Below are 13,010 nucleotides of genomic sequence, written 5' to 3'. Positions count from 1 at the left end.
TTTTCAACGCCTGAATCAGATCAATGCAGAATCTGGCTCAGGAACAGCTGGGTCCGCTCATTCTGCGGGTTGTCGAAGAAGTCATTCGGCGCCGCCTGCTCGACGATCTCCCCTTTGTCCATGAAGATCACGCGGTTGGCCACGGTACGGGCAAAGCCCATTTCGTGGGTCACGCAGAGCATGGTCATGCCGTCTTCGGCCAGGCCGATCATGGTGTCCAACACCTCTTTCACCATCTCGGGGTCGAGTGCCGAAGTCGGTTCGTCGAACAGCATGATTTTCGGCTTCATGCACAGGGCACGGGCAATCGCCACGCGCTGCTGCTGACCGCCGGACAGTTGCCCGGGGAATTTATGCGCCTGCTCCGGAATGCGTACGCGCTCCAGGTAATGCATGGCGATTTCCTCGGCCTTGCGCTTGGGCATCTTGCGGACCCACATCGGCGCCAGGGTGCAGTTCTGCAGGATGGTCAGGTGCGGGAACAGGTTGAAGTGCTGAAACACCATGCCGACTTCGCGACGCACCGACTCGATCTGCTTGAGGTCGTTGGTCAGCTCCACGCCATCGACCACGATGCGCCCCTGCTGGTGTTCTTCCAGGCGATTGAGGCAGCGAATGGTGGTGGACTTGCCGGAACCCGACGGGCCGCACAGGACGATTCGCTCGCCCTGCTTGACGTTCAGGTTGATATCTTTCAGCACGTGGAACTGGCCGTACCACTTGTTCACGCCCTGCATCTGAATAATGCCTTCAGGACTCACAGGCTGCTTGATTGCTTCGCTCATAAAAAGAACTCCTAACGCTTGTGGCCAGTGTCGAGCTTGCGTTCCAGATGCATGGAATAGCGCGACATACCAAAACAGAAAATCCAGAACACCAGGGCGGCGAACACGTAGCCTTCAGTGGCCATACCCAGCCATTTCGGGTCGGCGGCAGCTTGCTTGACGCTGTTGAGCAGGTCGAACAGGCCGATGATGATCACCAGGCTCGTGTCCTTGAACAGCGCAATGAAGGTGTTGACGATGCCAGGAATCACCAGCTTCAGGGCTTGCGGCAGGATCACCAGGCCCATTGAGCGCCAGTAGCCCAGGCCCATCGCTGCGGCCGCTTCGTACTGACCTTTGGGAATCGCCTGCAGGCCACCGCGCACCACCTCGGCAACATAGGCCGACTGGAACAGGATCACGCCGATCAAGGCCCGCAGTAGCTTGTCGAAGTTCATGCCTTCGGGCAGGAACAACGGCAGCATCACCGAAGACATGAACAGTACCGTGATCAACGGCACGCCGCGCCAGAACTCGATGAAGGTCACGCAGACCACCCGAATCGCCGGCATGTTCGATCGACGCCCCAGCGCCAGGACAATGCCCAGCGGCAAGGCGCCGGCAATACCGACGGTGGCAATCACCAGGGTCAGCATCAGGCCGCCCCATTGGCTGGTCGCCACCTGGGTCAGGCCGAACACACCGCCGTGTAACAGGCACCAGGCAATGATTGGATACAGCACCAGGAAGCTCAGCCCGTACACCGCTTTGCGCGGGAAACGCGAGATAAACAATGGGGCCACGCCGATAACCGCCAGCCACACGGTCAGGTCCACGCGCCAGCGCAGGCCCACCGGGTAGTAGCCGTACATGAACTGGCCGAAGCGCTGCTGGATGAACACCCAGCAGGCGCCCTCTTTGGTGCAGTCGGCCTGGCTGGTGCCGACCCAGTTGGCATTGATGATCGCCCAACTGAGAATCGGCGGCACCACGAGGTAGATCAGGTAGAACGCAAACAGGGTCAGCAGGGTGTTGAGCCAGCTGGAGAACATGTTGGCGCGCATCCACGCCACCACACCGATACTGCGGTCCGGTGGCGGCATGTCAGGTTTGAAAGTATGAGTACTCATGCGCTTTTCCTTACCGCTCGATCAGCGCAATGCGCTTGTTGTACCAGTTCATCAGCAGGGAAATGCTGATACTGATCGCCAGGTACACGCTCATGGTGATGGCAATCACCTCGATCGCCTGTCCGGTCTGGTTCAGCACCGTGCCGGCAAACAGCGAAACCATTTCCGGGTAACCGATACCGGCGGCCAGCGAGGAGTTTTTTGCCAGGTTCAGGTACTGGCTGGTCAGTGGCGGAATGATCACGCGCAGGGCTTGCGGGATGATCACCTTGCGCAGGGTCGGACCGTTGCGCAGCCCCAGGGAGTGTGCAGCCTCGGTCTGGCCATGGCTGACCGACTTGATGCCCGAACGCACGATCTCGGCAATGAATGCCGCGGTGTACACGGTGAGCGCCAGGGTCAGCGCCAGCAGTTCCGGAATCAGTACCCAGCCACCGACGAAGTTGAAGCCTTGCAGCTTGGGCATTTCCCAGTGTACGGGGGCGCCAAAAATCAACGTGCACAGCGCCGGGATCACCAGGAACAGGGCAACGCCCACCCAGAACTTGTGGAACGGCACGCCGGTCTCTTCGAAACGTTTGGTAGCCCAGCGGTTCATCAGCACGATAGCGACGAGGGCCACGCCCACGCTGGCCACGAATGGCCAGAAACCATCCGACGCCAACGCCCCCGGCATGTTCAGGCCACGGCTGCTGACAAAGAACGTATCGCTGAAGTTATGACTGTTGCGCGGTCCTGGCATGGTCAGGAATACCGCGAAGTACCAGAACAGAATCTGCAGCAGCGGCGGAATGTTACGGAAAACTTCTACATACACCGTCGCCAGCTTGGCAATGATCCAGTTTTTCGACAGCCGTGAAACGCCGACGATGAACCCGAGGATCGTCGCCAGGATCACGCCGATGAAAGTCACCAGCAGCGTATTGAGCAGGCCAATGACAAACACCCGGGCATAGCTGTCCGATTCGGTGTAGTCGATCAAGTGTTGAGCGATGCCAAAACCGGCACTGCGCTCCAGAAAGTCGAAGCCGGAGGTGATGCCCCGGTGCTGCAGGTTGGTCTGGGTGTTATCGAACAGAAACCAGCCCAGCGAGACCACCGCCACAATGGTGATGATCTGAAATAGCCACGCACGCACTTTGGGATCGCTGAGGCTGAGCCTCTGCTTTGGTGCGCCGATTGAATTTTGCATGAAGTGCCCCGCAAAGAATGGAACAGAACATCACCCGGCGGTTGGCCCACCGGGTGATAGAACCATCAGCGCACTGGTGGTGCGTATTGAATGCCGCCGTTGTTCCACAGCGCGTTCAGGCCGCGGTCGATTTCCAGCGGAGTGTCCTTGCCGAGGTTTTTCTCGAACACTTCGCCGTAGTTACCCACTTGCTTGACGATCTGCACGACCCAGTCCTTCGGCAGTTTCAGATCCTTGCCGTATTCACCGTCAGCCCCGAGCATACGAGCGACGTCCGGGTTCTTGGTGGCCTTGGCTTCAGCTTCGACGTTTTTCGAAGTGATACCGGCTTCTTCAGCATTGAGCATGGCGTAGCCAGTCCAACGAACTACGGCCAGCCACTCGTCGTCGCCGTTACGCACCACAGGGCCCAGGGGCTCCTTGGAGATGGTTTCCGGCAGAACCACGTAGTCCTTCGGCGCGGCCAGCTTGCTGCGCTGGGCGAACAGTTGGGACTTGTCGGAGGTCAGCACGTCGCAACGACCGGATTCCAGCGATTTGGCGCTTTCGTCGGAGGTGTCAAAGGTGATCGGGGTGTATTTCAGACCGTTGCCACGGAAGTAATCGGAAACGTTCAGTTCGGTGGTGGTACCGGCCTGGATGCAGATGGTTGCACCGTCCAGTTCCTTGGCACTCTTGACGCCCAGCTTTTTGTTTACCAGGAAGCCGATGCCGTCGTAGTAGGTGATGAAGCCTGGAAACTTCAGGCCCATGCCCGAGTCACGGGAGCTGGTCATGGTGGTGTTGCGCGACAGGATGTCGATTTCGCCGGACTGCAGCGCGGTGAAGCGCTCCTTGGCGTTCAGTTGACTGAATTTAACCTTGGTCGCGTCGCCGAATACTGCAGCGGCCACTGCGCGGCAGAAGTCAGCATCGATGCCGAGGATCTTGCCAGTGGCGTCCGGTACCGAGAAACCCGGCAGGCCGTCACTCACACCGCACTGCACGAAACCTTTCTTCTGCACTGCATCCAGGGTTGCACCCGCCTGAGCGAACCCGCTGACGCCAAGTACTGCGGCTGCAGTCATGACGGCCAGGGTGGATTTCAACATCTTCATTCAAACCTCCAGTTTTGCTCTTGTTGTGTCGGAGCGTGAGTCCAGTCGCACCCTTATGAGGCGTTGTTGACCCGTGTTGGCTTTTTTGAGGGTCAAGCGACGTAGAACCTTAGCTATGAGTCTAGTAGGAGAAAATCCACATCATGGATCACTCACTTCTCACCAATCGGCCGAACGGGCTGTAGCCCTTCACGTTCGCGAAGCCCGTAGCGGCTACTGGCGAACATCCATCACCGGATTTTTTTTGCTATCCCGCCGCCAGCAGTACACTGATAGTGTTACCGCCGGTTGTAGGATTGATTGCTCGGGTTGTCTCATAGCAAAGCCCGTACCAGACCGCTCGCTAAAGCGATTCAAAGACAGGTCAATAGCAAAACTTGTAACCTTGCGACATCTTCTTAACTGATCAACCAGCCGCGCACTCAGAACTCGCACTCAATGGGAGCGCACGCACAAAAATGGAGCGAACATGACCGAGCCCTTGATTCTTCAACCCGTCAAGCCAGCAGATGCCTGCGTTATCTGGCTGCACGGCCTGGGCGCCGACCGTTACGACTTCCTGCCGGTGGCCGAAGCGCTGCAGGAAATCCTGTTGAGCACCCGCTTTATTTTGCCCCAGGCACCGACACGCGCCGTCACCATTAATGGTGGCTACGAGATGCCGAGCTGGTACGACATATTGGCCATGAGCCCCGCCCGGGCGATCAGCCGCGAGCAACTGGACGAGTCGGCACAGCGGGTGCTGGATTTGATCGAAACCGAGCGCGCCAGCGGAATAGACGCCTCGCGAATTTTCCTCGCCGGTTTTTCCCAGGGCGGCGCCGTGGTATTGCACGCAGCCTTCCTGAAATGCCAAGGCCCCCTGGGTGGCGTACTTGCCCTCTCCACCTACGCTCCTACGTTCAGCGATGAATTGGAAATTTCCGCCAGCCAGCAGCGTATTCCCGTGCTGTGCCTGCACGGTCAGTACGATGAAGTGGTGCAAAACTCGATGGGGCGCAGCGCCTACGAGCACTTGAAGGTCCGTGGTGTCACCGTGACATGGCAGGAATACCCAATGGGACACGAAGTGTTACCCCAGGAAATCCGCGATATCGGGGCCTGGCTCACCGAGCGCCTGCGTTAATCACGCCGTTTAAAAGCCGCCTTTGATCATCACACTACGCCGCGCCCGGTTCTTGCATTACACTGGCCGGCGTACATTCCTTAATCAATTGATGAGATGACCGTGCTCAAAGCACTCAAGAAAATGTTCGGTAAAAGCGAGACTGAGCAGCTCGCGCCAGCCTCCAGCGCTCCGTCTCACTCACCCAGCCACCGCACCGACGGTAATCAGCCGGGCCGGGCCGCAACCACAGCGGCACCGAAGCACGAACCGATGACCCCACCGGCCACCCCAGCTGTCGAGGACACGAGCGACGAGCCGCCGCGTAGCGAAGCGCCCAAGCCTGCCAGGCCGCGTCGCGAACCCAAGCCCAAGGCACCGGTTATTCCCTGGAAACTCGAAGACTTTGTCGTCGAACCCCAGGAAGGCAAAACCCGTTTCCATGATTTCAAACTCTCCCCCGAGCTGATGCACGCCATCCAGGACCTGGGGTTCCCGTATTGCACGCCGATCCAGGCCCAAGTGCTGGGCTTTACCCTTGCAGGCAAGGATGCCATCGGCCGCGCCCAGACCGGCACCGGCAAGACCGCCGCGTTCCTGATCTCGATCATCACCCAGTTGCTGCAAACCCCGCCGCCTAAAGAGCGCTACATGGGCGAGCCGCGGGCGCTGATCATCGCGCCGACTCGGGAACTGGTGGTGCAGATTGCCAAGGACGCCGCTGACCTGACCAAGTACACCGGCCTCAACGTCATGACGTTTGTCGGCGGCATGGACTTCGACAAGCAACTCAAGCACCTCGAAGCCCGTCACTGCGACATCCTCGTGGCTACGCCCGGTCGTTTGCTGGACTTCAACCAGCGCGGCGACGTGCACCTGGACATGGTCGAAGTCATGGTCCTGGACGAAGCCGACCGCATGCTCGACATGGGCTTCATCCCGCAGGTACGGCAAATCATTCGCCAGACCCCGCCGAAGAACGAGCGTCAGACACTGCTGTTCTCCGCGACCTTCACCGAAGACGTGATGAACCTGGCCAAGCAATGGACCACCGAGCCGTCGATCGTCGAGATCGAGTCGCATAACGTGGCCAGCGAAAACGTCGAGCAGCACATCTACGCCGTCGCCGGCGCCGATAAATACAAACTGCTCTACAACCTGGTCAACGACAACGGCTGGGAGCGGGTCATGGTGTTCGCCAACCGCAAGGACGAAGTGCGGCGCATCGAAGAACGCCTGGTGCGTGACGGTGTCAATGCCGCGCAGTTGTCCGGCGACGTGCCGCAGCACAAACGCATCAAGACGCTGGAAGGTTTCCGCGAGGGCAAGATCCGCGTGCTAGTCGCCACCGATGTGGCCGGTCGCGGCATCCACATCGACGGTATCAGCCACGTGATCAACTTCACTCTGCCGGAAGTGCCGGACGACTACGTGCACCGTATCGGCCGCACCGGTCGTGCGGGCGCCGATGGCGTGTCCATCAGCTTTGCCGGTGAAGACGACTCCTACCAGCTACCGTCCATCGAAGCTCTGCTGGGTCGCAAGATCAGCTGTGAAACGCCGCCGACGCATCTGCTGCGAACGGTTGAGCGCAAGCGCCCGTAACGCGGGTCGCAGTACAAGAGGCGCAGCCGGAAACGGACTGCGCCTTTTTTTCGCCTGGCTTTTTCTCAATAGGCGCTTGCCGGACAAAACTAAAAGTCCATAATAGACAAAATAGTTTATATGCAGTCTCCGGAGCCGTTCATGTCCAGCACGCCTTACGTGATCACCCAACCCCAAGCCCGTGAGTTACTCGATCGAATCGATGTGCCGCAGATCCTGCGCAAACTGTTCCGCGACCTGGCGGCAGGGCAAGCGGTGCAGCCAGCGCAGCAACTGGTGGAATTCCCCGGGCGCGCGGGCGACTTCATCAACTACCTGGGCGTGCTGGCAGAAGACGGGGTGTACGGCGTCAAGACTTCGCCGTACATCGTGCGCGAGCAGGGCCCGCTGGTGACTGCGTGGACTTTGTTGATGTCGATGCAGACCGGCCAGCCGTTATTACTGTGCGATGCCGGTGAACTGACTACGGCGCGCACTGCCGCGACCACTGCGGTGGCGGTTGATGCCCTGGCCCCGCCAAAGGCGCAGCGCCTGGCGATTATCGGCAGTGGCAAGGTGGCCCAGGCGCACCTGCTTTACGTGAAAGGCCTGCGCGACTGGCAGAGCATCAGCCTGTACTCCCCTGGCCTCGACGGCCTTGACGCTGAAGCGAAGGCACAGCTCACAGGCCTCGACCCGCGCCTGACGCTGGTCGACAGTCGCGAAGCGGCCGTGCTGGACGCCGACGTGATCATGCTGTGCACCTCGTCCGCTGGACCGGTCATTGACCCGTCCAGTTTGAGCAAGCCGGCGCTTATCACCTCCATCAGCACCAACGCGCCAAGGGCTCACGAAGTGCCGCCGCAAAGCCTCAACGACATGCAGGTGTTCTGCGACTACCGTCTGACCACCCCCGGTTCGGCCGGCGAAATGCTGATTGCCGGTGAACAGCATGGCTGGGACAAGAGCTGCATCGTTGGTGACCTGCCCGACCTGCTCAGCGAGAAAGTGCAACGCCCAGAGTACGGCCGTCATGTGTTCTTCCGCTCGATCGGTCTGGGCCTGGAAGACATCGCGCTGGCGAATGCCCTTTACCAACTACAGCGTTAACACCTGACCCTGTGGGAGCGGGCTTGCCCGCGATTCAGGCGCCGCGTTCTGTCAGGCTCGCCGCGGTGATGCAATCGCGGGCAAGCCCGGCGCCCACAGTGTTCCTCTATATCAATGGCATTTGCGCCCCTCCAGGAGACGTTCATGAGCCAGGCAGACTTCATCATCATCGGCGGCGGCATTGCCGGCGCTTCCACCGGTTTCTGGTTGTCGCAGCACGCCCGGGTGATTGTGCTCGAACGCGAATCCCATCCGGCCTATCACTCCACCGGCCGTTCCGCCGCGCTGTATACCGCGGCCTATGGCACCCCGCAGGTTCGGGCATTGACCCAGGCCAGCCGGGATTTCTTCGACGCCCCCCCTGCAGGCTTCTGCGAACATCCGCTGCTGACCCCGCGTGGCGAGATGACCGTGGACTTCAGCGGCGACCCTGCTGAACTGCAGAACCAGTACCTGAGCGCAAAGGCCACAGTGCCGGAGATGCAATGGCTCAGCGCCGAAGAAGCGTGCGTGCGCCTGCCGATCCTGCGCCGGGAAAAAGTCCATGGTGCCATTTATGACCCAACCGCCAGCGACATCGACACCGATGCCCTGCACCAGGGCTATTTGCGCGGGATTCGTCGTAATCAAGGCCAAGTGCATACAGACTGCGAGGTGCTGAGCCTCATTCGCGATGCCGACGGTGAGTGGCAGGTAACAACCAATGACCAGACCTTCAGCGCTCCCATCGTCATCAACGCTGCAGGCGCCTGGGCGGACAAGATCGGTGCACTCGCCGGTGCCCGGCCACTGGGCCTGCAACCCAAGCGCCGCGCCGCGTTCATCTTTGCCGGGCCGGAAGGCGTGGACATCCACAACTGGCCGATGCTGGTCAGCCTGGATGAATCCTTCTACATGAAGCCCGACGCCGGGATGTTCCTGGGCTCGCCGGCCAATGCCGACCCGGTCGAGCCGCACGATGTGCAACCCGAAGAACTGGACATCGCCATGGGCATCTACCAGATCGAGGAAGCCACCACCCTGACCATCCGCCGCCCGACCCGCACCTGGGCGGGCTTGCGCAGTTTTGTCAGCGACGGCGATTTGCTGTCCGGTTTCGATCCGCAGGTACCTGGCCTGTTCTGGGTGGCGGCTCAAGGGGGTTATGGGATTCAGACCTCTCCGGCGATGGGCCAGGCCAGTGCGGCACTGGTGCGCGGCGAGCCCCTGCCCGAAACCCTGACTTGTTTCGGCCTGAGCGCCGCGATGCTCGACCCCGCGCGCCTGAGCACGCAGGGGTAGTCAGGTGACGTCCACAGCCGTTTACGGCAAACTTCCAGCGCCCTGCCTTATGGGCGCTGACGCCGCCTGGAGCGCCACCCAATGAACGCACCCGAGAGAGATCCGGCCCTGGATAACTACCGAGCTATCAGCGACGCGATTGCGACGCTGTTCTTTCCCCATGCCGAAGTGGTGCTGCACGATCTGCGCACGCAGAAAGTCGACTACATCGCCAACAACCTGTCGAAACGCGTAGTGGGCGATGACTCCTCGCTGGAAGACATGCTCAGTGAAGAGGTCTGCGAGCGGAATATCGGGCCGTATGAAAAACTCAATTGGGATGGTCAGAAAATTCGCAGTTTGAGCAGTGTGTTGCGCGACAGCGATGGCCATCCTTCGGCGGTGCTGTGCATCAACCTGAATATTTCGCTGTTCGAGAACGCCAAGGCGGCGCTGGATTTGTTCCTGTCGCCGAGCAAGCTGATACCGCAGCCGGACTCATTGTTCCGAGATGACTGGCAGGAGCGGATCAACACGTTCCTCCATGCCTGGCTGCGCGAGCGACAGCTGAGCCTGAGCATGCTGACCCGCGACCACAAACGCGAATTGGTCCTGGCCCTGCACGCCGAAGGCGCATTCAAAGGCAAAAGCGCGTCCAACTATGTGGCGAATGTCCTGAACATGGGGCGGGCGACGGTGTACAAGCATTTGAAGGAACTCAAGGGCTGACCGCAACGCCAAGGAACTTGTGGCGAGGGAGCAAGCTCCCTCGCCACAAGTTCCTTGGCGTTCAACTAACGGTGATTATTCCAGCGCGGATGCCGGGCCGAAGAACTCGTAGCGGCTTTGCTTCTCCGGCACACCCAGCGCCTTGAGATGTCGCTTGACCGCGGCCATGAAGCCTTTCGGCCCGAGGAAATAGGCGTCAAGATCGCGCTCCTGCGGTAACCACTCGCCCAACTGTTCCTGGCTCAACACCCCAATCTTGTGTGCGGCAGGGCTTACGCCGTCATCTTCGGCATAGCAGTAGAAACGCTTGAGCTGCGGGTGCCGTTCGGCAAGACCGTCAATCCAGTCACGAAACGCATGGACGCTGCCATTACGCGCGCAGTGGATAAAGTGCACCGGACGCTCAGTTGCCAGCGCCGCTTCGAGCATCGCCAGGGTCGGGGTGATACCAACGCCGCCGCTGATCAGCACCAACGGTTTGTCGCTGGCGCTCAGGGTGAACTCACCCGATGGCGGGAACAGCTGGATAGACGCCCCAACATGCAGTTGATCGTGCAGGTGGTTGGAGGCGCGACCTCCATGCTCACGCTTGACGCTGATGCGGTATTGGCCCTTATTGGCCAAGGCCGACAGTGAATAGTTACGGCGAATTTCTTCACCCTGCAGCATCAGCTTCATACCAATGTACTGGCCGGGTTCCGCTGCCAGGATCGGCCCCTTGTCCGCCGGCTCGAAGTAGAACGAAATGATTTCCGCGCTCTCCTCGACCTTGGCCGCCACGATGAATTCCCGCGCGCCACGCCAACCGCCAGGCGCCTGCTCCTTCTGGTCGTAGATGCTTTTTTCCGCACCCATCAGGATATCGGCGAGTTGACCATAGGCGGCACCCCAGGCGGCCATCACTTCAGGCGTGGCGATCTCGTTACCCAGCACCTCGTAGATGGCTCGCAACAAACAGGTGCCGACGATCGGGTAATGCTCCGGCAGGATCTGCAGGGCCACGTGCTTGTTGATGATCTTGGCCACCAGGTCGCCCAACTGGTCGAGTTGATCAATGTGACGGGCATACATCAGCACACCGTTGGCCAAGGCACGCGGCTGGTCACCACTGGCCTGGTGAGCCTGGTTGAACAGCGGGCGCACTTCTGGGTACTCGGAGAGCAACATCCGGTAGAAATGGGTGATCAACGCTTCGCCACCGCTTTCCAGCAACGGCACGGTGGATTTGACGATTGCACGATCTTGAGCGCTCAGCATAAGGTGACTCCTGGTTTCTATTCGTTTGCCCCTTAGGTATCAGTTTCCATGCCAATTTTAAAATCGTTTAAAATCAATAACTTATTGAATATATAGTCATTTCGACCTGGATAGATTTATAGTCATATCGACTATATGGAGTCACTATGACTGCAAAATCCCTGCTCACCGCCCTGCTGCCACTGGTCTCCGACCTGTCCCGCGAACTCCCCGAAGGCGAGCGCTATCGACGCCTGCTCGAAGCCATGCGCGCCCTGCTGCCGTGCGACGCCGCAGCGCTGCTGCGCATTGATGGAGACTGGCTGGTGCCGTTGGCAGTTGACGGCCTGAGCACCGACACCCTGGGACGACGCTTCAAAATTAGCGAGCACCCGCGCTTCGAAGCGCTGCTCAGCAGTCACGGCCCCACCCGGTTTGCCGCCGACAGCAAGCTGCCTGACCCCTATGACGGGCTGGTCGATGGCCTGCATGAGCATCTGGAAGTCCATGACTGCATGGGCTGCCCCCTATTTATTGACGAGCGTCCCTGGGGCCTGCTGACGCTGGATGCGCTTGATCCGCAAAGTTTCGAACCCATTGAACTGGACGCGCTGCAAGCCTTCGCCAGCCTTGCGGCCGCCACGGTCAATGCCGCCGAACGGATCGAACGCCTGGCCAACAGGGCCGAAGACGAACATCAACGTGCGGAGGTCTATCGCCAGGCAAGCGGCCAGCAGCACCGCGAGATGATCGGCCAGAGCAAGGCGCATAAACGCCTGGTTGAAGAAATCGCCCTGGTGGGCGGCAGCGACCTGACCGTATTGATCACCGGTGAAACCGGGGTTGGCAAGGAATTGGTGGCCCAGGCCATCCACTCCGCTTCTGCTCGTGCCGACAAACCGATCATCAGCCTCAACTGCGCCGCCTTGCCCGACACCCTGGTGGAAAGCGAGCTATTTGGCCACGTGCGCGGCGCTTTCACCGGTGCCACGAGTGACCGGCGCGGCAAATTCGAACTGGCCAATGGCGGCACGCTGTTTCTTGACGAAGTGGGCGAGCTGTCGTTGACCGTGCAGGCCAAACTGCTGCGCGTGCTGCAAAGCGGCCAACTGCAACGGCTGGGGTCGGACAAGGAACATCGGGTGGACGTGCGCTTGATTGCGGCGACCAACCGCGACCTCGCCGAGGAGGTGCGCGGTGGTCGCTATCGTGCCGATTTTTATCACCGACTGAGCGTCTACCCACTGCTGGTGCCGGCGTTGCGCGACCGCGGACGCGATGTACTGTTGCTCAGTGGTTATTTCCTTGAGCAGAACCGTTCACGCATGGGCCTCAACAGCCTGCGCCTGAGCAGCGATGCCCAGGCCGCGTTGATGGCCTACGACTGGCCGGGCAACGTGCGGGAACTGGAGCACTTAATCGGCCGCAGTGCCCTGAAGGCGCTGGGTCAATGCAAGGAACGGCCAAAAATTCTCAGCTTGAGCGCGGCGGATTTTGATCTGCCCAGTGGCGGCGTCAAAGCAGTGCCAGAGCAACCCGTAGGGGTTGCGGTGGCATGGGTGTCGGGCGATCTGCGTGAAGCAACCGAAAATTATCAGCGGCAATTGATCAGCGCTTGCCTGGAACGGCACCACGACAACTGGGCCAGCGCGGCGCGGGAGCTAGGCCTGGACCGAGCGAATCTTGGGCGGATGGCCAAACGCCTCGGCATGAAATAAGCAAAGATCGCAGGCTTCGGCAGCGCCTGCAGGAAATACGACCTTTTGCTCCACCCGACATTGATTGAATGCTAAAGCCTGCCCG

Annotated in this window: 11 protein-coding genes; 6 read left to right on the top strand and 5 right to left on the bottom strand. The window is 60.0% G+C overall.

Going from position 1 to position 13,010, the window contains the following annotated elements; translation table 11 throughout:
- Window positions 1-20: 20 nt before the first annotated feature.
- The 4 genes from L9059_RS16920 to L9059_RS16905 form a co-directional block, all read right to left on the bottom strand.
- Window positions 21-785: an amino acid ABC transporter ATP-binding protein gene (locus tag L9059_RS16920; RefSeq protein ID WP_169954530.1), complete on the bottom strand. Its 765-nt coding sequence runs from the start codon at window positions 783-785 to the stop codon at window positions 21-23.
- Window positions 786-796: 11 nt separating this feature from the next.
- On the bottom strand, window positions 797-1,894 hold the full coding sequence (locus L9059_RS16915) for an amino acid ABC transporter permease (RefSeq protein WP_247292120.1): 1,098 nt from the start codon (window positions 1,892-1,894) through the stop codon (window positions 797-799).
- Window positions 1,895-1,904: 10 nt separating this feature from the next.
- The gene (locus tag L9059_RS16910; protein ID WP_247292119.1) at window positions 1,905-3,086 is read right to left on the bottom strand and encodes an amino acid ABC transporter permease; all 1,182 of its coding nucleotides are present in this window, start codon (window positions 3,084-3,086) and stop codon (window positions 1,905-1,907) included.
- A gap of 65 nt (window positions 3,087-3,151) precedes the next feature.
- Entirely contained in the window at window positions 3,152-4,183 is a 1,032-nt protein-coding gene (locus L9059_RS16905) for an amino acid ABC transporter substrate-binding protein (RefSeq protein WP_247292118.1), read from the bottom strand.
- A 469-nt stretch (window positions 4,184-4,652) separates the two neighbouring features.
- Here L9059_RS16905 and L9059_RS16900 point away from each other — a divergent pair, with 469 nt between their 5' ends.
- From L9059_RS16900 to L9059_RS16880, 5 genes are all read left to right on the top strand, one after another.
- On the top strand, window positions 4,653-5,309 hold the full coding sequence (locus L9059_RS16900) for an alpha/beta hydrolase (RefSeq protein WP_247292117.1): 657 nt from the start codon (window positions 4,653-4,655) through the stop codon (window positions 5,307-5,309).
- 96 nt (window positions 5,310-5,405) lie between these two features.
- Entirely contained in the window at window positions 5,406-6,893 is a 1,488-nt protein-coding gene (gene rhlB, locus L9059_RS16895) for an ATP-dependent RNA helicase RhlB (protein ID WP_247292116.1), read from the top strand.
- 141 nt (window positions 6,894-7,034) lie between these two features.
- Window positions 7,035-7,982 (top strand): ornithine cyclodeaminase family protein, encoded by a 948-nt coding sequence (locus L9059_RS16890; RefSeq protein WP_247292115.1) that lies wholly within the window; start codon window positions 7,035-7,037, stop codon window positions 7,980-7,982.
- A 144-nt stretch (window positions 7,983-8,126) separates the two neighbouring features.
- Window positions 8,127-9,263, top strand: a complete 1,137-nt coding sequence (locus L9059_RS16885; RefSeq protein WP_247292114.1) for an NAD(P)/FAD-dependent oxidoreductase — start codon at window positions 8,127-8,129, stop codon at window positions 9,261-9,263.
- 81 nt (window positions 9,264-9,344) lie between these two features.
- A complete protein-coding gene (locus L9059_RS16880; protein WP_247292113.1) occupies window positions 9,345-9,971 on the top strand; it encodes a helix-turn-helix transcriptional regulator in 627 nt (208 codons plus the stop codon).
- Between the two features lie 75 nt (window positions 9,972-10,046).
- Here L9059_RS16880 and hmpA read toward each other — a convergent pair whose 3' ends face one another.
- Window positions 10,047-11,228, bottom strand: a complete 1,182-nt coding sequence (hmpA, locus tag L9059_RS16875) for an NO-inducible flavohemoprotein (RefSeq protein ID WP_247292112.1) — start codon at window positions 11,226-11,228, stop codon at window positions 10,047-10,049.
- Between the two features lie 146 nt (window positions 11,229-11,374).
- Between hmpA and norR the strand changes: the two genes are divergently transcribed.
- Window positions 11,375-12,925, top strand: coding sequence for a nitric oxide reductase transcriptional regulator NorR (gene norR / locus L9059_RS16870; protein WP_247292111.1), 1,551 nt, complete (start codon window positions 11,375-11,377; stop codon window positions 12,923-12,925).
- The last annotated feature ends 85 nt before the right edge of the window (window positions 12,926-13,010 follow it).

The organism is Pseudomonas violetae, from assembly GCF_023072615.1.
Taxonomy (GTDB): Bacteria; Pseudomonadota; Gammaproteobacteria; order Pseudomonadales; family Pseudomonadaceae; genus Aquipseudomonas; species Aquipseudomonas violetae.
This window is presented reverse-complemented; position numbering and strand designations above follow the sequence as displayed.

What these genes read in the sequence shown, in the direction of transcription:
- L9059_RS16920 (WP_169954530.1), bottom strand. Translation starts at nt 785, where the DNA reads ATGAGCGAAGCAATCAAGCAGCCTGTGAGTCCTGAAGGCATTATTCAG.
- L9059_RS16915 (WP_247292120.1), bottom strand. Translation starts at nt 1,894, where the DNA reads ATGAGTACTCATACTTTCAAACCTGACATGCCGCCACCGGACCGCAGT.
- L9059_RS16910 (WP_247292119.1), bottom strand. Translation starts at nt 3,086, where the DNA reads ATGCAAAATTCAATCGGCGCACCAAAGCAGAGGCTCAGCCTCAGCGAT.
- L9059_RS16905 (WP_247292118.1), bottom strand. Translation starts at nt 4,183, where the DNA reads ATGAAGATGTTGAAATCCACCCTGGCCGTCATGACTGCAGCCGCAGTA.
- L9059_RS16900 (WP_247292117.1), top strand. Translation starts at nt 4,653, where the DNA reads ATGACCGAGCCCTTGATTCTTCAACCCGTCAAGCCAGCAGATGCCTGC.
- rhlB (WP_247292116.1), top strand. Translation starts at nt 5,406, where the DNA reads ATGACCGTGCTCAAAGCACTCAAGAAAATGTTCGGTAAAAGCGAGACT.
- L9059_RS16890 (WP_247292115.1), top strand. Translation starts at nt 7,035, where the DNA reads ATGTCCAGCACGCCTTACGTGATCACCCAACCCCAAGCCCGTGAGTTA.
- L9059_RS16885 (WP_247292114.1), top strand. Translation starts at nt 8,127, where the DNA reads ATGAGCCAGGCAGACTTCATCATCATCGGCGGCGGCATTGCCGGCGCT.
- L9059_RS16880 (WP_247292113.1), top strand. Translation starts at nt 9,345, where the DNA reads ATGAACGCACCCGAGAGAGATCCGGCCCTGGATAACTACCGAGCTATC.
- hmpA (WP_247292112.1), bottom strand. Translation starts at nt 11,228, where the DNA reads ATGCTGAGCGCTCAAGATCGTGCAATCGTCAAATCCACCGTGCCGTTG.
- norR (WP_247292111.1), top strand. Translation starts at nt 11,375, where the DNA reads ATGACTGCAAAATCCCTGCTCACCGCCCTGCTGCCACTGGTCTCCGAC.